Origin of the sequence: Fodinicurvata halophila (genome assembly GCF_042651425.1) — a bacterium.
Classification (GTDB): Bacteria; Pseudomonadota; Alphaproteobacteria; order Kiloniellales; family DSM-21159; genus Fodinicurvata; species Fodinicurvata halophila.
Genome location: NZ_JBHSCW010000003.1, coordinates 911,990 through 929,973 on the forward strand (window position 1 = coordinate 911,990; position 17,984 = coordinate 929,973).

The 17,984-nt window shown below is 62.6% G+C and carries 15 protein-coding genes; 6 read left to right on the top strand and 9 right to left on the bottom strand.

All coding sequences use genetic code 11. The features are described 5' to 3' along the window. Nucleotides 1-11: 11 nt before the first annotated feature. Nucleotides 12-1,013: a TRAP transporter substrate-binding protein gene (locus tag ACFOW6_RS09165; protein ID WP_382422032.1), complete on the bottom strand. Its 1,002-nt coding sequence runs from the start codon at nucleotides 1,011-1,013 to the stop codon at nucleotides 12-14. Between the two features lie 179 nt (nucleotides 1,014-1,192). Here ACFOW6_RS09165 and ACFOW6_RS09170 point away from each other — a divergent pair, with 179 nt between their 5' ends. After that, a complete protein-coding gene (locus tag ACFOW6_RS09170) occupies nucleotides 1,193-1,684 on the top strand; it encodes a methyltransferase family protein (RefSeq protein ID WP_382422033.1) in 492 nt (163 codons plus the stop codon). A gap of 99 nt (nucleotides 1,685-1,783) precedes the next feature. Further along, entirely contained in the window at nucleotides 1,784-2,053 is a 270-nt protein-coding gene (locus ACFOW6_RS09175) for a TFIIB-type zinc ribbon-containing protein (protein ID WP_382422034.1), read from the top strand. Nucleotides 2,054-2,130: 77 nt separating this feature from the next. Here ACFOW6_RS09175 and ACFOW6_RS09180 read toward each other — a convergent pair whose 3' ends face one another. After that, nucleotides 2,131-2,622 (bottom strand): MarR family winged helix-turn-helix transcriptional regulator, encoded by a 492-nt coding sequence (locus ACFOW6_RS09180; protein WP_382422035.1) that lies wholly within the window; start codon nucleotides 2,620-2,622, stop codon nucleotides 2,131-2,133. A 266-nt stretch (nucleotides 2,623-2,888) separates the two neighbouring features. On the opposite strand from ACFOW6_RS09180, the gene ectA reads away from it, so the two are divergent. The 4 genes from ectA to ACFOW6_RS09200 all read left to right on the top strand — a co-directional run bounded on the left by ectA (nucleotide 2,889) and on the right by ACFOW6_RS09200 (nucleotide 6,668). Next, a complete protein-coding gene (gene ectA, locus ACFOW6_RS09185) occupies nucleotides 2,889-3,425 on the top strand; it encodes a diaminobutyrate acetyltransferase (RefSeq protein WP_382422036.1) in 537 nt (178 codons plus the stop codon). A gap of 64 nt (nucleotides 3,426-3,489) precedes the next feature. Next, nucleotides 3,490-4,779: a diaminobutyrate--2-oxoglutarate transaminase gene (ectB, locus tag ACFOW6_RS09190; protein WP_382422037.1), complete on the top strand. Its 1,290-nt coding sequence runs from the start codon at nucleotides 3,490-3,492 to the stop codon at nucleotides 4,777-4,779. Nucleotides 4,780-4,786: 7 nt separating this feature from the next. Next, nucleotides 4,787-5,173 carry an ectoine synthase gene (locus ACFOW6_RS09195; protein ID WP_382422038.1) on the top strand — a complete coding sequence of 129 codons (387 nt, stop codon included), beginning with the start codon at nucleotides 4,787-4,789 and terminating at the stop codon, nucleotides 5,171-5,173. A gap of 31 nt (nucleotides 5,174-5,204) precedes the next feature. After that, on the top strand, nucleotides 5,205-6,668 hold the full coding sequence (locus tag ACFOW6_RS09200; protein ID WP_382422039.1) for an aspartate kinase: 1,464 nt from the start codon (nucleotides 5,205-5,207) through the stop codon (nucleotides 6,666-6,668). 73 nt (nucleotides 6,669-6,741) lie between these two features. Here the strand turns inward: ACFOW6_RS09200 and ACFOW6_RS09205 are convergent, their stop codons facing one another. The 7 genes from ACFOW6_RS09205 to ACFOW6_RS09235 form a co-directional block, all read right to left on the bottom strand. Further along, complete coding sequence (locus tag ACFOW6_RS09205) at nucleotides 6,742-8,250, bottom strand: M81 family metallopeptidase (RefSeq protein WP_382422040.1); 1,509 nt, start codon at nucleotides 8,248-8,250, stop codon at nucleotides 6,742-6,744. A gap of 172 nt (nucleotides 8,251-8,422) precedes the next feature. Beyond that, the gene (locus tag ACFOW6_RS09210; RefSeq protein WP_382422041.1) at nucleotides 8,423-10,108 is read right to left on the bottom strand and encodes a ShlB/FhaC/HecB family hemolysin secretion/activation protein; all 1,686 of its coding nucleotides are present in this window, start codon (nucleotides 10,106-10,108) and stop codon (nucleotides 8,423-8,425) included. A gap of 43 nt (nucleotides 10,109-10,151) precedes the next feature. Further along, nucleotides 10,152-11,807, bottom strand: coding sequence for a serine hydrolase (locus tag ACFOW6_RS09215; protein ID WP_382422042.1), 1,656 nt, complete (start codon nucleotides 11,805-11,807; stop codon nucleotides 10,152-10,154). A 195-nt stretch (nucleotides 11,808-12,002) separates the two neighbouring features. After that, nucleotides 12,003-13,982: a Fe(3+)-hydroxamate ABC transporter permease FhuB gene (gene fhuB / locus ACFOW6_RS09220; RefSeq protein WP_382422043.1), complete on the bottom strand. Its 1,980-nt coding sequence runs from the start codon at nucleotides 13,980-13,982 to the stop codon at nucleotides 12,003-12,005. Next, nucleotides 13,979-14,836, bottom strand: a complete 858-nt coding sequence (locus ACFOW6_RS09225) for an ABC transporter substrate-binding protein (RefSeq protein ID WP_382422044.1) — start codon at nucleotides 14,834-14,836, stop codon at nucleotides 13,979-13,981. Before ACFOW6_RS09225 ends, fhuB begins: the two co-directional genes overlap by 4 nt. 34 nt (nucleotides 14,837-14,870) lie before the next feature. Next, a complete protein-coding gene (locus tag ACFOW6_RS09230) occupies nucleotides 14,871-15,668 on the bottom strand; it encodes an ABC transporter ATP-binding protein (RefSeq protein ID WP_382422045.1) in 798 nt (265 codons plus the stop codon). A gap of 24 nt (nucleotides 15,669-15,692) precedes the next feature. Beyond that, entirely contained in the window at nucleotides 15,693-17,783 is a 2,091-nt protein-coding gene (locus ACFOW6_RS09235; protein WP_382422046.1) for a TonB-dependent siderophore receptor, read from the bottom strand. Nucleotides 17,784-17,984 lie beyond the last annotated feature (201 nt).

The window sequence follows — 17,984 nt, forward strand, 5'->3', positions numbered from 1 at the left end:
TAGGAGGGAAATCAGCAGTCGCTGTTGCGGATGCGCTCCAGCATCTCGCTGCCGTGCTCATCGGTGTAGGTGGAATAGGAGGGCTCGACCGCCTCCTGGAATACACTGGTGTCGATATCCTCGACAACCGTCATGCCCTTTTCCTTCAGCTCTTCGACACCTTCGGTCTCGAGCCTGGAAACCATGTCACGGGTGGCCTCGGCACCTGCCTGGGCAGCTTCGACGAACCAGCCGCGCTCCTCTTCGCTCAGGCCGTCCCAGAGCACCGGAGAGGCCAGCATGATGGCCGGGGAATAGACGTGGCCGGTCAGCGAGAGATGATCCTGTACTTCCCACATGTTGCTGGTCAGGATCACCGAAATGGGGTTCTCCTGCCCATCGACCGTGCCCTGCTGTAGCGCCGTGAAGAGCTCGGGGAAGGCCATGGGCGTCGGCTGCACGTCCATCTCCTCGAAGGCGGCCATGTGCATCTCGTTCTCCATGGTCCGGACCTTCAGGCCGGCGGCATCCTCGGGCGTGTGGATCTCGCGCACATTGTTGGTCATGTGGCGGAAGCCGTTCTCGGTCCAGGCCAGGCCGACCAGGTCGTTCTCGCCGACCTTGTCCAGCAGGTCCTGGCCGATCTCACCGTCCAGGACGCAGCGCGCATGCGCGTAGTCCTCGAACAGGAAGGGCAGGTCCAGGACATAGGTCTCGGGCACGAAGTTGCCCAGGGGGCCAGTTGAGGTGATCACCGCATCCAGGGTGCCGATCTGCAGCCCCTCGATCATGTCACGCTCACCGCCCAGGGCACCGGCCGGCTTCTCGTCCACCGTGAAGGCACCATCGCTCAGTTCGTCGAGCTTTTCTGCAAAGGCGTCGACCCCCACCGAATAGTGCGAATCGTCCGAAATACTGTGGCCGACGGTGATCGTCTGCTGGGCCTGGGCACCGGCGGCAAAGCCGGTGATCGCGAGAACGGAGACCCCTGCCAGGCCGAGGCGGCGTGCGATGCACGCAAGTTCTGCTGTCATTCTTGTATCCTCCCGGAAATTATGAATTTTTTTGCGGCTCCCCGCCCCCTGACCTGCCTTGCAGGCTGGACCGGAGTGCGCGAAACCGGGCACACTATAACAACCCTGTCTTCCATATTCACCATGGAAGGTTCTTGCAAGCCGACACCCACGCCTCCTGCCCAACCTCCGGAGCCCCCATGCCTGAACCCCCGCAGAGCCAGCCAGACAGGGAGACGGCGGGCGTAATCGCGCCGCCGCCCCTGATTTTCGTGTCCATCCTGGCTGCCGGCCTTGCCACTGATTTCCTGGTGTATCGTATGCCTACCGGGCTGCCGCTCCTTCCGCGCGGGCTGGTCAGCGTCGTGCTGACGGGACTGGCCATTCTCATCGTGTTGGCGGCCTGGCTGCATTTTCGCCGTGCCGGCACGCCCGTGGAACCCTGGCGCACTTCGACGGCCCTCGTAACGGACGGCATCTACGGGTGGAGCCGCAATCCCATGTACCTGGCCATGGTGCTGTTCTACCTCGCCATTGCCCTGGCCGTGAACAGTCTGGTCACGATGCTGTTTCTCCTGCCCCTGCTCGTCCTCCTGCACTACGGCGTCATCCGGCGCGAGGAACGCTATCTGGAGCGCAAATTCGGTGCAGCCTATCGCAGCTACAGGCAGCGGGTACGGCGCTGGATCTAGGAAGCACCGCCTAGACACCCCCTTGCCAGGTACACGGCCACAGGCCAATTGGAAATCTGGAAAATAGACGCAATGTTACCGAAAGGAAGAGGTCCAGCCATGCAATGCCCGATCGACGGCGAGCAACTTGTCATGACCGAACGCAGTGGTGTCGAGATCGACTATTGCCCGAAATGCCGCGGTGTATGGCTCGACCGGGGTGAATTGGACAAGATCATCGAACGTTCTGCCGCGACACAGCAGCCCTCTCCGCAAGCACAGCAAGCGCAGAGCGGGCCCTCCCCATGGCAGGGCGACACGAGATCCGACTCCAGATACCAGGGCAAGAAGAAGAAAGAGTCCTTTCTCAGTGAACTCTTCGATTTCTGACCTGACAGGGGTGGGACGCCTTGCCGGGAAGCGAGAGGCGAAAGAGGTCTTACGGACAAATGGCGGCCTCGAGCGCCTCACGCCCGCGGCTTGGCTTCGCGTGAGCCGAATTCGCCCACGTCGAGTACGGGTGAGGCATCGATCTCCTCCGCATCCAGCATGGAGGCCACGCGCTCGAGGGAGGCCACGATCATCGCCTGCTCCCAGTCCTCGAGGGCTTCGAACTGCTTGACGTAGCGCTGCTGGAGCGGATCGGGTGCCTTTCTGACGGCGGCACGCCCCTCCTCGGTAATGAAGATATTGGTCTGGCGCCGATCGGATTCGGAGCGCCGGCGCTCCACCATCCCCTTGGCTGCGAGGCGGTCGACCAGCGCTGTCATGGTCGCCTGGGCCACACCCATGCGCCGCGAAATCTCTTTCGACGTGGCGTGGCCCGTTTCCTCGACGATCTGCAGCACCCGAATCTGCACGGCAGTCAGGCCGGCTGCCCGCGCAAGCTCACGGCCATAGAGCTCGGTTGCACGGAAAATCCTGCGAATCGCAATCAGGCTCTGATCGGTTCTGTCCATTTCTGACCTCGTAACGTCCCGCCCACGACTCCACGATTGCGGAGTAGGCGCTTTTCCCTCGAATCTCCAGCCCGTCCCCTCAGGCCATACAGTTTGTAGCACTTAACTATCTCTCTTTGCGAGAAGATATATAGTAAGCCTTCCTAATGGAATGAAAGACGCCCATATCCCTCATACCAAGGATTCTTCCTTTCAGATAGCCGCCTCTTGATTTTTGAGTCAGAAAGATATATTTAGTATGGCTAACAAATTAAGAGCATGAGGACATGACCGTGCAAGACAGCCCCAAAGTCGTCCCGCGCAAGACCATCAAGTTGCGCAAGCCGGAGGACGCTGACGGTTCCGCCGTCTGGTCGCTGATCAGGGAGTGCAAGCCCCTCGACGAAAACTCGATGTACTGCAACCTGATCCAGTGCGATCACTTTCGCGACACCTGTGTCTTGGCCGAGCTCGATGGCGAGGCCGTCGGCTGGGTGTCCGGCTATCTGCTGCCCGACGATCCCCAGACACTCTTCGTCTGGCAGGTTGCCGTTTCCGAAGACGCACGCGGCCAGGGTCTGGGCCAGCGCATGCTGAGCGAGCTGCTGGATCGCGATATCTGCGCGGACGTGCAGCGCATCCAGACCACCATCACCCAGGACAACGACGCCTCCTGGGCCCTGTTCACACGCTTTGCAGGTCGTGCCGACGCCGACGTCGGCACCGAGGCCCATTTCAAGCGCGACGAACACTTCGAGGGGAAGCACGACACCGAATACATGGTGACGATCTCCCTGCGCGAGGCGCTGCGAAGCGCCGCCTGAGCGCACAGCGGTTCCTGATACGAACACCGCTTTCACACTCACCGAATCCACCAAGGACAATCCAATGTCGACTGTAAACACAGCCGAAACCAACATCTTTGCGCGCCGTGAATCCGAGGCCCGCAGTTACTGCCGCTCTTTCGACACGGTCTTCGTGCGCGCCAGCGGCAGCACGCTGACAAACCAGGAAGGCCGAAACTACATCGACTTCCTGGGCGGCTGTTCGTCGCTCAACTACGGGCACAACGATCCGGACATGAAGCAGGCCCTGATGGACCACATCGCCGGTGATGGCATTGCCCACGGCCTGGACATGTATACAGACACGAAGCAGGCCTTCCTCGAGACCTTCGAGCGCCTGATTCTAGAGCCGCGCAGCATGCCCCATCGTCTGATGATGACCGGCCCGACCGGCACCAATGCGGTCGAGGCCGCCATGAAGCTGGCCCGCAAGGTCACCGGCCGACACAACATCATCGCGTTCACCAACGGCTTTCACGGCATGAGCCTGGGTGCGCTGGCGGCCACGGGCAACGCCAGCAAGCGCGCGGGCGGCGGCGGAGTCTCGCTGAACGACGTGACCCGCATGCCCTACGAGGGTGCCTTCGGTGACGACGTGGATACGCTGGCCCAGATCGAGATGCTGCTCGACAACCCCTCTAGCGGCATCGACGCTCCGGCGGCCTTCATCGTCGAGTTGATCCAGGGCGAAGGCGGCCTGAACGCCGCCTCGACCGAGTGGGTCCAGGGCATCGCCCGCCTGGCGAAGAAGCACGGTGCCCTGCTGATCGTCGACGATATCCAGGCCGGCATCGGCCGATCCGGCAGTTTCTTCAGCTTCGACGACATGGGCATCGAGCCCGACCTGATTCCGCTGGCGAAGTCGCTGTCCGGTTTCGGTCTGCCGTTTGCCGCCCTGCTGGTGCGCCCGGAGCACGACATCTGGAAGCCGGCCGAGCACAACGGCACCTTCCGCGGCAACACCCACGCCTTCGTGACCGCACGGGTCGCGCTGGAGAAGTTCTGGTCCGACGACCGCTTCGTAACCGAGATCGCCGAGAAGGCCGAGGTCCTGACCGAACGCCTTCAGCGCATTGCGGCCGGGATTCCGGGTGCAAAACTGAAAGGCCGTGGCATGATGCAGGGCGTCGATGTCGGCTCGGGCGAACTGGCCGAGGACATCTGTGCCGAGGCCTTCCGCAACGGTCTGATCATCGAGACCTCGGGGTCTCATGACGAGGTCGTGAAGGTCCTGGCACCTCTGACCACGCCGATGGAGCAGTTCAAGGCGGGTCTCGACATTCTCGAGCAGGCCGCGCTGAGCTGCACCGGCCTGAAACACGCAGCGGAGTAAGACAGGAATGATCGTTCGTGATTTCAATGAACTGAAGGACGGCCCGCGCGCCGTGTCGGATGCACGCTGGACCTCGGTCCGCATGCTGCTGGCCGACGACAACATGGGCTTTTCCTTCCATATCACGATCCTGGAAGCCGGGTCCGAGCACACCTTCCACTACAAGCATCACTTCGAAAGTGTCTATTGCATGCAGGGGAAAGGCTCGATCACCGACCTGGCCACGGGCAAGACCCACGAGATCAAGCCCGGCGTGATGTACGCGCTGGACCAGCACGACAAGCACACGCTGCGCGCCGAGGAAGAACTCGTCATGGCCTGCTGCTTCAATCCGCCGGTCACCGGCAATGAAGTACACCAGGCCGACGGGTCCTATGCCCCGGCTGACAGCTGACACAGCAATTGCCCCAAGGGGCAGGAAAGCCATGACTGACAGATCCATTGAAGCCGGCCAACCGGCCGGAAAGCACACCGTCGAGAAGATCGGCGGCACTTCCATGTCGCGTGTAAGCGAGCTGGCGGACAGCCTGTTCGTCGGCAAGCGTACCGGCTCCGAACTCTACAACAGGATTTTCGTGGTCTCCGCCTTTGGCGGTATCACGGACCTTCTGCTGGAGCACAAGAAGTCCGGAGAACCGGGGGTCTATGCCCTCTTCTCCAGCTCGGACAGCGACCATGGCTGGTCGGATGCCCTCAGCAAGGTGGCAACGGCCATGTGCGAAGCGCACGAGAAGGTTCTGGAGCATCCCGCTGACCGCAGCTTTGCCGACGACTTCGTGCGCGAACGCATCGAGGGTGCACGCAGCTGCCTGATCGACCTGCAGCGGCTGTGCTCCTATGGGCACTTCCGCCTGTCACAGCACATGCTGGTCATCCGTGAACTGCTCTCGGGCCTGGGCGAAGCCCATTCGGCCTTCGTCACCTCGATGCTGCTGCGCCGCATGGACGTGAATGCACGTTTCGTGGACCTGAGCGGCTGGCGCGACGATGCGGAGCACAGCCTGCGCGAACGCATCGAATCGGCCTTTGCCGACATCGACCTCGAGAACGAGCTGCCCATCGTCACGGGCTATGCCCAGTGCTCCGAAGGTCTGATGAAGGAATTCGACCGCGGCTATTCCGAGGTGACCTTCTCGCAGATCGCCGCCCTGACCTCGGCGCGCGAGGCCATCATTCACAAGGAATTCCACCTGTCCTCGGCGGACCCCAAGATCGTGGGGGCGGATGCGGTCTGCAAGCTGGGGCACACCAACTACGATGTCGCCGATCAGCTGTCGAACATGGGTATGGAGGCCATCCACCCGAAGGCTGCCAAGACCCTGCGACAGGCCAGCGTGCCCCTGCGCGTGACCAATGCCTTCGAGCCCGAGGATCCCGGGACCCTGATCGACGAGAGCACGACGGAGTCGGGCTCGGCCGAGATCGTGACCGGCCTGGACGTCTACTCCATCGAGCTGTTCGAACAGGATATGGTGGGCGTAAAAGGTTACGATGCGGCCATCCTGGAGGCACTGACCCGTCACAAGGTCCGCATCACCTCAAAGACCTCGAACGCCAACACCATCACGCACTACGTGGACGCCTCGTTGAAGTCCATCAAGCGCGTCGAGCATGACCTGAAGGAGCGTTACCCTTCGGCCGAAATCACAGTACGGTCCCTGTCGATTGCGTCGGTCATCGGGCGCAATCTCAATGGCCTGCGGGTGCTTTCGCGGGGCCTGGATGCCCTGGAGGCTGCGGGTGTCGATGTGGTTGCCGCCCATCAGAACACGCGCAGCGTGGATGTCCAGTTCCTGGTCCAGCGCCAGGACCTGAGCAAGGCGATCAAGAGTCTTCACGAGACTTTTTTTACCGGTAGGGTCGAGCCCCTCTGTCAGCAAGCAGCCTGACTCGGCCCTTCTCAGCTGTCACACGCGTCTAGCGCCGGCCCTTTTGGGCCGGCGCTTTTTCATGCATTACGTCCTATGATGCATGACGCTCGCTGATGTCATCCAGCGGATAGACCGGCCGGCGCACCTTCGAGAAGTTCAGCTGGCTGTAATCGGAGGTGCACACGCCGACGCCGGCACACTCGATAATATCGCGCGCGATATGCTTCAGGCCGGCGCGCCAGTGGATACGGCTTTTCAGCATGACATAGCGCTTCTGCAGGGGATCGATGCCCAGGCTCAGCAGGACGTTGATGTCGTGCGGCTCGACGTGCCGTGAAATGACAACGATGTCCACCTTGCCGGTGTCCAGGACCACGGCCGTGCCCATGTCCATGGCAACCCCGGCGTACATCGGTCCCTTGTTGCGGTAGCGCCCGTCGGAAATCGTCTTGATGCGTCCCGTCACCTCGAGCGGCCTGTTGTCGGCTGGGATGGCCGGCATGTCCATCTTGCCGCCGATCCTGAGTGTTACCGTTTCGCCGATCCCGGCTGCCACGGCCTGCTGCACGGCTTCGGGGTCATAGATCCCGAAGACCGCCACGTCCTCGAGCTCCTGCTTCAGGATCTCGGCCAGCACCGCCGTGGTGTCCATGGTGCCGCCCGAAGCCGCATTGTCGTAATGGTCCAACAGGATCACGGGGCCCTTCTGCGGATCCCGCGGAATGGCTTTGGCCCGCGCCACGGAGTCCGCCAGCGGCTCGGGATGATAGACGAAGGCTTCACGCGCCTTCCAGGCCATCTCCAGCAGCTCGTCGCGCAGCGTTTCTGCCAACTTTGGATCGTTGTCGGTCACCACCACGGCCGACAGACCGGCCTCGCGAATGTCGGCGTGCGGGAAACCGACGAACAGGCTCGCGGACAGGACGGCCGGTTGCTTCTCCATCTCGATGCAGCGGGCCTGAATCTCCTTGTTGGGATGATCGTCCGTTCCCTGGCGCATGACATGCGGCAGCATGGGATTGTTGGCCCAGGCCTGGGTCGGCTTCATCTCGCCCTTGATCTGGCCGAGCAAGGCGCGTCCGGCACGGCGACCGGTCTCGTACATGTCGATGTGCGGATAGGTCTGGTAACCGGCCACCACGTTGGAGTTGGCCACGATCTCGTCATACAGGTTGGCGTGCATGTCCAACCCCACGGCGATGGGCGTGTCGGGCGCCAGTTCGCGAACCCGGCGCACCAGAGCGCCCTCCCCGTCTTCAAGGCTCTCGGTCACCATGGCGCCGTGCAGATCGAGCAGGATGCCGTCCCAGCCGCCCTTCTCGACCGCCTGACAGATGGTGTCGGTCATGACGCGATAGGCCTCGTCATCGACGGGACCGCTGGGCCAGGCCTCAGCCGCGATGGCCACTTCGATCTCGGCGCCTGCTTCCTCGGCTTCATCCATGTACCCGCAGAGCACCGTTCCCGTGTTACGATAGGCCGCCACCGCCTCCGCACCGCGCAGCGGGGCGTTTCCACGCCGGGCAAAGCGCTCCAGCTTCGTCGGTACAGGGGAAAAGGTGTTGGTTTCGTGCTTCATCATGGCAAGAAGCAGGCGCATGGCATTTCCTCTTCAGTCTTCTATGGCCGCGGGTGAGATCTGCGGGAGTGGCCGGACAGCCGTGGAATCCCCTTTGCAGCAGGTCTTGCTTGGGAAAAGCCTGCGCGGGCGTAGCGGGAAGGTCAACGCAGGAAACACCACATCCGCTCCCATTCGCCTGCAGGCACGTGAATCAGAAGGAATACCCTAACTGAAAGAAGATCTGGGTTCCGCGATCCTCGATGTCCTCGCTCGACCAGGCCGGCTGCGTGAGCGTGATCTGTGCCAGATCCCGGTAAGCCAGCCCCACACCAACCGATCCCAAGTGCGCCGAGCGAAAGTCTGCCCCAATCGGATCATTGTGCAGGTACCCCTGATCCACGAAGGCGAAGCTGGACAGTCCCTGTATCTCCTCCAGCAGACTGTCCAGGCTGTAGCGAAGGGTCAGCGCGCCGGCCAGCCCGCTGTCGCCGGAGACCCCCGTGCGTGCATAGGCCTGGGCGAAGCTGTCGTCTCCCAGGCTCATTCTCACGGCCTGAGGCAGGCGTGTGAAAGCCAATTGACCCATTGCCGAGGCCTCCAGACTCCAGTCGTCGTCAAGGCTTTGCTGCCAGTGCCCCTCTGCGGACAGCAGGGTGAAGTCCGGGCGTCCTCCCGGACGCGCAACGTCCAGGACCTCGCCATCGCTGGCGCCCAGACTCTCCAGTCCCTGCGAGAGCGCCAAGCGCCCCAGGAACGCCGATGAGCCGAACGTCTGGTCATAGCTGGAACTCAGCGTGGCCCAACGTTGCCGGTCGGTTATGACGCGCGTGGAGCCAGCCCAGATGCGGTCATCCTGGGTCGAGAGGCTCAAACGTCCCAGCAGGTTGTACTTGATGCGGCGCAGGAAGGGGTGCTCCAGCCAGAACGAGCTCAGGGTCGTCGCCTGTTCGATATCCTGTTCGGCCGCCTCGCCCCCAGGCACGGATTCCAGATAGCCCAGGGAATACCCGAAGTGCAGGCCTTCGCTCCCGATCGGCGCGGACTGTTCCCACTGCGCCAGCATGAACTCCCTCGGCTCGAAGGGATTGGTGATCAGGGTCAGGGCATTCTTCTCGAACAGGCCGAAGAAGTCACCGATCTCGCCGTAGGCAATGGCCTGGTAGGGCCCGATGTCCGGAGAGACGGCATTGTTCAGCATGACCCGTCCGGCCGGCCCATCCCGATCGAGCTGCAGGGTCAGGCGGCCGGCCTGAACATTGTCGGGGACCTTTTCCAGCAAGGCATCGATCGAGAAGCCCTCGAGATCCTCGATCAGCAGGAGATCGCGCTCGAGCTGGGAGACCCGCAAGGGCACCTGCCCGGCGATCCGGTCCAGATAGGGCTTCAAACGCTGTGTGATATCGGGAATGTCACTGTTGATGCGGATCTCCTCGATGTAGGCGTCGAAGACCCGAATCCTTAGCACGCCTGCCTCGACGTCCCACTTCGTTACCAGGGCGCGGGCGAAATAGTCCTGTTCCTGGTAGTAACGCTCAATAGCAACGATCAGGTCCTCGATCTGGCTGCGCCCGACCTCTTGCCCCTCCAGAGACACCCAGAGTGGCCGCAAATCTTCATAGGGCAGGACCTCGGTGCCGCTGAACTCGACGCGATTCAGTCTGTAGGCCTCCTCGGGCAGATCGACCAGTGCACGCCGTTCCACCGGCACCGCAAGATCCAGGCTGGGCTGCACTTCAAGGGGTTGGCGGAAACGCTCAATCACCTGGTTCTGATCAACGATCAGGCTTTGAATGGTGCGGGATTGGGCCAAGGCCTTCCCATCGGCAAGAAGCAGACCCAGGGCTGCAAGACTGAGGACGCACAGCTGTGGCACTGTGAAGGACACACGAGACATCATCACTGTTCTTTTCCAGTTGTTGCTCAGGGAAAGGAGGTCGGCCCTAGCGTGTGAAGCGGCCCAGCCCGTTTTCGTTCAAGAACTCAATGGTCATGGCCCCGGCCATGCCGTTGTCCACAGCGTCAAAGGCGACCCGCGAGACAGAGCCCTCTGGGGCGTTCTCACCCCGTGGACGATAGATGAAGCTGTTTCCATCCCAGGGCTCCAGCAGGCTTTCCTGCGAGTGCGGGCCCAGCACAACATAGAGGCCACCCGCTCTCTCCACGACCTGCGCTTCACCGAAGTAGCTGTTGGTATAGCGGCCCGTATAGGTACTGGAGGGTCCGGGCGGCTGCGCGCCTGCCGGACGTGACTTGCCAACCAGTTCCCCCACCGGCGCCACGATGGGCGCCATCAAGGGCTGATACGCCGAAAACCAGTCGCGTGTGACCGTCCCGTACTGCACCAGATCCATGAAGGAGGCGGAAATGGCTTCCCCGGCCCCACTGGGCGCAGCATTGGTCAGCACCGTGATCCCCAGCCCCAGGGACGGCAGCATCAGGTAGTTGCTGCCCACACCCAGGGCAAAGGCGCCGGAATGGCTGAGCGACACCCGCCCCGAGGGTTCGGTCCCGACACCGAAGCCGTAGCCGTAGGTCGAGATCCGCGCATCCATCGCAAAGGAAGGCGATGAGATGACCTGTGCGGAAACAGCGGGCAGCAAGGCGTCCGTGGCAATGAGAGATTGTCCCTCGTAGTCGCCCCCCTGAAGGATGAGTGCCATCCATCTGGCCATGTCATGGACGCTGGAACTGACCCCTCCCGCCGGGGACTGGGCATCGGGCTGCCTCTGGTAGAGCGGCTGATAACCGGCCTCGACAGGGACATGGCCGTCGGCACGGTTGTCGCGCGCGCGATAGTCCGCATAGCGCGAACTTGTCCGGTTCATGCCCAGCGGGCGATAGAGCTGTGCCGCGCAGAGGTCGGCCCAGTCCTGACCGGCTGCTTCAGCCACCGCCTCGGCAGCCGCCGTCAGCCCGAAGTTGGTATAGGCATAGTGTGCCCGAAAGGCATGGAGCGGCAGCAGGCGCAGACGCTCCAGGATCGTGCGCCGGTCGTAACCCAGATCCTCCAGGTCATCGCCCGCATGATCCGACAAACCCGAGCGGTGCGCATAGAGATCCCCGAGAGTCACATGTTCCGATACCCAGGGATCGGCCAGCTCGAACCAGGGTAGCAGCTGCTGGATCGGCGTGTCCCAGGCAACCAGCCCTTCGGCGACCTGACGGGCAATAACCGTCGCCCCCAGGGACTTGGAGCAGGAGGCAATCTGGAACACCGTATCGCCATCGACCGTCCCGCTGGCCCCCACGCGGCGCAGTCCGTAACCGCCCGTGAAGACCGTTTCCCCATCGCTCACCACGGACACCGCAAGGCCCGGAATGCCGCTGCGCTGCAGGATATCCCGGCAAAGTTCATCCAGCCTGTTGAGCGCCGCATCCACGAGATCGGGCGAGGTGAGGACGCCGACCGTCTGCGGTGGCGACTGCGTTGCCTCTTCCAGGACCTCAGCCTCGCGCTCCTGGTCCGCTGAAGCAATTCTGGAAGATGTGGCTGACAGAGCTGTAGCCGCTGTGGCAACCCCCAGCCCCTGCAGCACGCCACGGCGCGACAGATGCAAGGATCCCAGATTGTGACCGGAACCAGAAGACTGCTGCATCTTTATTCCCCCTGCTCATCCCGTCACGCAGACTGTTGGGCAGGGCAAAAACCAAGTCTCACCGGCACCGTCATATCCATGCGACAGGAACACGGCCCCTTGCGCGACCGTTTCCCGTTATTCTTTCGTTATACCTCCTTTTCTTCGGGCAGCAATTGAATCTTGCAGCTCCGCTTCACTTGACGCGCGAGCGTTTTACCCGCGCCGGCGCAACAGCAGCATCAGGAAGGGCGCCCCGACCAAGGCCGAGACCAGGCCGGCCGGCAACTGATAGGGAAAGGCCAGGTTGCGGCCGATCCAGTCGGCCAGCACCATCACCACCGCCCCCGCCAGGACGGCGCCGAACAGCTGGCTGCGCGCCCGGATCAGGCCGAGTTCGCGTGCTATATGCGGGGCCATCAACCCGACAAACGACAAGGGACCGACGATCATGGTTCCGGCCGCGGTCAGCAGCACCGCCAGGGAAAACAGCGTGATGCGCGCCGGCTGCACCGCAATGCCCACGGCCTGCGCCGCAGCACGCCCCAGCGGCAGGATATCGAGCCAGCGCAGCGTGAGCGTACACAGCCCCAGCAACAGCACGGCCAGTCCCAAGGCAGGCAGTGCGGTCTCCAGGGTTACGCCATAGGTGCTGCCGGCAATCCAGTTCAGCAGCTTGAGGGCGCGCGGATCACCCGTCGCGGAGAGAACGGCCACCACGGCATCCAGCAGCGCATTGAGCGCAATTCCGGCCAGCACGATCCGCTCGGGCAAGAATCCACTGCGCCATCCCAGGGCCAGGATCACCAGCAGGACCGCCATGGCTCCCAGGGCCGCGCTTCCCATCTGCAGCGGCAGCGCCGGCGCGGTGACCAGGAAGACCAGAGCCGCCATGCCCATGGTGGCGCCGGCACTGACCCCCAGGACCTCGGGGCTGGCCATCTCGTTGGCCGTCAGGCGCTGCAGGATCAGGCCGGCGGCAGCCAGCATCAATCCCGCCGCCAGCGCCGCCAGCATGCGCGGCAGGCGCCAGGGCAACAGCTCTCCGGTCAATTGCCCAGAGACAAAACCCCAGGTGCCGTCCGGCAGGCGTCCCCCCAGCACCGCCAGGACAGCCATAAGGGCCAGCAGAGCAAGCAGCACGGCAAGCACTTTGAAGCCATGGCCGCGCCGCATCGGCTGCGCGGCCCCGGAGAGGGACGGCGGTTGCTCCTGGGCACGCAGACGCGGCAGCAGGAGCAGCAGCAGGGGGCTGCCGAAGAGCGCGGTCACCGCGCCGGTGGGCAGGAAATCGGCCAGACTTCCGGCTGCGATCTGCACTGCCTGGTCCGTGAACCACAGCAGCCCCGCACCAAGCAGGGGGGCCCAGAGCAGGCGTTGGCGAAAACGCCGGGCCCCGCAGAGCCGTGCAATCGTCGGCGCCACCAGGCCGATGAATCCGATCACCCCGACCAGCGAGGTCACCACGGCGGTCAGGCAGAGGGCCACCGCCGCCCCGCCCCAACGGATGGCGGCCGTCCGCAATCCCAAGGCACGCGCCTGTTCATCGGGCAGGCTGAGCAATTCCAGCGGGCGGGCCATCACCATGACGATACCGCCCAGAAGCAGCAGGCGCGGCAGCATGGACAGTGGTACCGACCAGTCCTGCTGCTGCAGCGAGCCGCCTCCCCAGATGAACAGGCTTTCCAGATAGCGGTCGTTCAGCAGGATCAACAGGGCGGAGAGCGCCCCGCAGTAGAGGCTGACCACCAGGCCAGCCAGCACCATGGTGACCGGAGAAAAATCGCGCCGGGCCCCCAGGGCCAACACCACGAGCCCGGCTGCCAGGCTGCCGGCCAGGGCGACCATATCGCTGCCCAGCACGAAGAGCCCCGGGGCGTAGAGCGTGGCCAGCGACAAGGACAGCTTGGCCCCGGCCGAGAGGCCCAGCGTGGTGGGCGAAGCCAGGGGATTGCGCAGCACCTGCTGCAGGATGGTACCCGCCAGACCCAGGGCCGCCCCGGCCAGCAGGGAGGTCGCAAGGCGCGGCAGATCGGAGTACAGCAGCACTAGCCGGCCGGCATCGAAGCCGGCAGCATTCTCCCGAGAAAGATCCCGCAGCTCCGGCCCCAACGACCAGAGCGTCATCCCCGCGGCCGGCAGCACGGCCAGCAGGAAAACCAGCGGCAGGGTGCGTGCTCCTGGCTCGGTCCTCATGCCGCCTCTCCCTCGAGGTGGTGTGAGAGAACCCGGGCAAAGCGCAAGGCCGACGGCAGCATGCCGAACATCAGTACAGGGGGTAGAACAGAGAAGCGTCCAGCTTCGACGGGCGGCAGGCGAGTCCAGAGTGGACTGTTGTCCAGGGTGGGCATGACCTCACCGGGCAGGGGCTCGAAGGTCAGGATCCGGGTCTCCGGGCCCGCCGCGTCCGCCAGTTGCTCGATCCCGACCGTCTGGAAGCCCCAGGCATTGGTGCCCCCCTGCCAGGCATTGGGAATGCCGATGCGCTGCAACACGTCATCGAACAGACTGCCCTGGCCGTAGACGCGTACGTGACGGGCGTCCATGAAACGGAGCAGGAGCAGGGATCCGGTGCGAGCTTCCTTGAAATCACCGGTAAGGTCTTCAAAGGCGCTTTCCGTCTGCTCGATAAGCTGCTGCGCCTGTTCCTCGCGCTCCAGGCGCTGTCCCAGCGCCAGGGTGGCCTCCCGCGCCTTGCGATAGGGCTGCTTGTCCCGGTCATAGATCGAGAAGGAGAGAACCGGCGCGAGCTCTTCCAGGCGGCCACGCAATCCTTGCACATAGGGAGTCGTCAGGATCAGGTCGGGCTCGAGCGCGGCCAGACGCTCCATGTTGATCTCGCGGTCGGTGCCCAGGTCCACCACCTGTTGTGGCAGGGGCGGCTCCACCACCCATTCGGACCAGCTCTCCGCAGCCGCCACCCCGACAGGTGTATGCCCCAGGGAGAGTAGGGTATTGGCCAGCCCGTAATCCAGGGAGGCCACGCGCAACTCGCGCCCCGAAGCCGCAAGGAGTGCGCGCGGCAGCAGGCAGCCAGCCACGAGGCTCATGAGCACGGCCCGCCGGCGTGCGGAGAAGATCCCCCTACCCGGCACAGGCCACCGGCGTTCCCAGCACGGGATGATCGATCACGGTCATCTCGACCCCATAAATTTCGCCCAGGCAGGAGGAGGTCATGATGTGCCCTGGCCCACCCGAAACCACCAGCCTGCCCTGCTTGAGGGCATGCAGTTCGTCGCAGAAGCGCGCGGCCAGGTTCACGTCGTGCAGCACCATGACCACCGTCATGCCCTGTTCGCGCGACAGGCGGCGCACGAGGGAGAGCACCTCCAGCTGGTGCGCCACGTCGAGCGCCGAGATCGGTTCATCCAGCAACAGGCAGCGCGTATCCTGGGCCAGGGCCATGGCAATCCAGGCGCGCTGCCGCTCACCCCCGGACAGGCTGTCCACCTGCCGGCGCGCCAGATCGGTCAATCCGCAACGATCCAGGGCCGTATCGACCTTGTCACGGTCCAGGTCCCCGAACCGTCCCAGAGCCCCATGCCAGGGATAGCGCCCGAACTCCCCCAGTTCGCGCACCGTCAGCCCCAGGGTCGCAGGCATCTCCTGTGGCAGGTAGGCCACCTCACGGGCGAAAGCCCGTTCGCTCCAGTCGCCGACCGGCTGTCCGGCAAAGAGCAGACGGCCTTCCGTCGGACGCCATTGCCGCGCCATCAGTTTCATCAGGGTCGACTTGCCCGAGCCGTTGTGGCCGATCAGTCCGGTCACGCCCCCGGGGCTCACCGAGAGGCTCAGGGTCTTAAGGATGGAGGTGTCCCTAACCCTGTAGCCCAGAGCCTCTACAGTGAACCCCGGCGCACTGGAGGACCAGTCCTCAGGCATTTTGATTGGCGCTCCCCTCTACGCTCAGAAGCGGTACCGCAGGCTGGCAATGAACTTGCGCCCCTCGTCGCGATAGCAATAGCCAGCGTTACAGACCTCCTTTTCCTGATTCAGGAGGTTATAGCCGTTCACCTGGAAACGCGCACCGGCAAGTTTTGGATCGAAGTTCCCCAGATCGTAGTGCAGCGATGCATCGGCAAAGAACCTGGCATCGTTCGTGATGGTGTTCTGGTCATTGCCATAGCTTTGCCCCGAGTAGCGCAGTCCAGCACCCGCACCGAGGCCTGCCAGACTGCCCTCCTGGATGGTGTAGTCGGCATAAACCGAGAAAGTGTGTTTCGGAATGCCGTTCAGGGTGTTTCCTTCCGTTCCCCGCGCTCCTTTCTCAATCTCGACGTCCGTATAGGCATAGGAAGCCGTGAGATCGAGGCCATTATCCAGCGTCGCAACACCCTCGATCTCGAAACCACGGGAGCGCAAGTCAAGCTGCACTTGCTGGTTGACCCCTGACGACGCATCGAAAACCACCCCATCTCTTTGGTGGATATCGAAAAGCGAGGTCGTGATCAGAGCATTGTAGCCCGGCACCTCGTACTTGACGCCGACCTCCTTCTGGTCAGCTACGGTTGGCTTGGCTGGCGAACCGCCCATGAGGGTTCCGACATTCGGCGTGAAGGACGTCGTATAGCTCACATAAGGAACAAATCCCAGATTGGTGCGATAGGAAAGAGACGCACGCCAGGAGAACTCCTCATCCTCCTGATCAACCGTGCTACGGCCACTTCCTGAAGGTGTTGTGGTCTCTGCAGAGAGCCAGTCGTAACGTCCGCCCAGGTTCAGGATCCAGTTGTCATACTCCATTCGGTGAGACGCGTAGAGCCCGAATTGCCGCTGATCCTGTTTTTCAGTGAACGAAAGTTTCGGAGGTTGTCCCTGCCCCGGCAGAGCGCCCGAGCCCTGTTCCTGTTCATAGCCGACCCAACTGTAGTTCAGGCCGGTCACGGAAGTGTGAAAAAGGGAACCGGTCTCGTACTTGGCTTGTAAGAAGTTATCGGTCACAAAGGTGGAGAGTTCTTCGGCATTGCGACCCGCAGCTCGTGAGACCGGGTCGGTTGTCGGGTCCGTCACATAGGCATATTCCAGATTGTTGTCGAGGCCTGCGTAGCGGGCTGAAGAGAAGAGAGTGAAGGTATCGTCAAAGCTGTGTTCGAACTCGTAACCGGCTCGATACTGGCGCTGCGTGAAATCATTGTAGTCGGGATCACCTGAATAGATATCCGTGACACCATCCTGGTCATTGTAATAGGCGGCTGTTCCCCCAACTTTGGAATCCATGTACTCACCCAGGATTGTCAGGGTCGTATCGTCATCCGGTTTCCAGGTAAATGCAGGGGCGATATATGCTCGATTGTCGGGAAATCCATCTATCTCTGTACCACTGTCTCGGATCACGCCTGTCAAGCGATAGAGAAAGTTACCTTTTTCAGTGACGGGCCCTGAGAGATCGAAGTTTGCCTGTTTTCGGTGATGACTTCCTCCCTGAAGCTCAACCTCTCGGAATGGGTGCTCCGTCGGCTTCTTGGTCACGAGATTGACAAGCCCGCCTGCAGTGGATGCCCCATAAAGAGATGAAGACGGACCTTTGAGAATCTCGACCGCTTCCAGACCGTAAGGTTCCGACCTGAACAATCCGGTCGGACTTGCAAAGCGTCTCAAACCATCCTGGAAGACACCATTGTAGGTCGCGGAGAAGCCGCGCACGAAAAACGCATCAAAGCGCGGATCCAGACCATAAGCCCCTGTGCGCACCCCTGGCGTATAGGCCAAGGCATCCTCCAAGGATGCCGGGTTTCGATCATCCAGCTGGCTCTCCGTAAGCACCGAGACCGACTGCGGCACCTCGACAAAGGGTGTTTCCGACTTGGAGCCGATGCGCCCCGAGACCGGCACATAGCCGTCCTGAACCAGTCCCTGGTCACTCTCAGCCTCCACCTCGATGGCATCGAGCGTAATCTCGCCCTGATCCTGGGCCAGAGCCGATCCGCTGGTCATCACGGCCAACGGGAGGATGGACCAGAGAATACGATGTCTTCCGGGATTTCTATGTTTTGTCATGTGAACTCTCGCCTGTGCTGTAGCCACCGCGACGCGATCAAGCCAGCACGACTTCACACCCCGCGGCGGAAAAGGACTTCATTGAAAGGCATGAAGGCAAATGATAGTAACTCTCATTGGCAACCATTTGATCCCCTTGGCTGCGTGAGAGTCTGCATTGCCCGCCCCTGAGTATAAGACTCATAATCATTCGCATTATCA

Bases quoted from the DNA above. Each gene is read 5' to 3' on its own strand.
- ACFOW6_RS09165 (WP_382422032.1), bottom strand. From the start codon at position 1,013: ATGACAGCAGAACTTGCGTGCATCGCACGCCGCCTCGGCCTGGCAGGG.
- ACFOW6_RS09170 (WP_382422033.1), top strand. From the start codon at position 1,193: ATGCCTGAACCCCCGCAGAGCCAGCCAGACAGGGAGACGGCGGGCGTA.
- ACFOW6_RS09175 (WP_382422034.1), top strand. From the start codon at position 1,784: ATGCAATGCCCGATCGACGGCGAGCAACTTGTCATGACCGAACGCAGT.
- ACFOW6_RS09180 (WP_382422035.1), bottom strand. From the start codon at position 2,622: ATGGACAGAACCGATCAGAGCCTGATTGCGATTCGCAGGATTTTCCGT.
- ectA (WP_382422036.1), top strand. From the start codon at position 2,889: ATGACCGTGCAAGACAGCCCCAAAGTCGTCCCGCGCAAGACCATCAAG.
- ectB (WP_382422037.1), top strand. From the start codon at position 3,490: ATGTCGACTGTAAACACAGCCGAAACCAACATCTTTGCGCGCCGTGAA.
- ACFOW6_RS09195 (WP_382422038.1), top strand. From the start codon at position 4,787: ATGATCGTTCGTGATTTCAATGAACTGAAGGACGGCCCGCGCGCCGTG.
- ACFOW6_RS09200 (WP_382422039.1), top strand. From the start codon at position 5,205: ATGACTGACAGATCCATTGAAGCCGGCCAACCGGCCGGAAAGCACACC.
- ACFOW6_RS09205 (WP_382422040.1), bottom strand. From the start codon at position 8,250: ATGCGCCTGCTTCTTGCCATGATGAAGCACGAAACCAACACCTTTTCC.
- ACFOW6_RS09210 (WP_382422041.1), bottom strand. From the start codon at position 10,108: ATGATGTCTCGTGTGTCCTTCACAGTGCCACAGCTGTGCGTCCTCAGT.
- ACFOW6_RS09215 (WP_382422042.1), bottom strand. From the start codon at position 11,807: ATGCAGCAGTCTTCTGGTTCCGGTCACAATCTGGGATCCTTGCATCTG.
- fhuB (WP_382422043.1), bottom strand. From the start codon at position 13,982: ATGAGGACCGAGCCAGGAGCACGCACCCTGCCGCTGGTTTTCCTGCTG.
- ACFOW6_RS09225 (WP_382422044.1), bottom strand. From the start codon at position 14,836: ATGAGCCTCGTGGCTGGCTGCCTGCTGCCGCGCGCACTCCTTGCGGCT.
- ACFOW6_RS09230 (WP_382422045.1), bottom strand. From the start codon at position 15,668: ATGCCTGAGGACTGGTCCTCCAGTGCGCCGGGGTTCACTGTAGAGGCT.
- ACFOW6_RS09235 (WP_382422046.1), bottom strand. From the start codon at position 17,783: ATGACAAAACATAGAAATCCCGGAAGACATCGTATTCTCTGGTCCATC.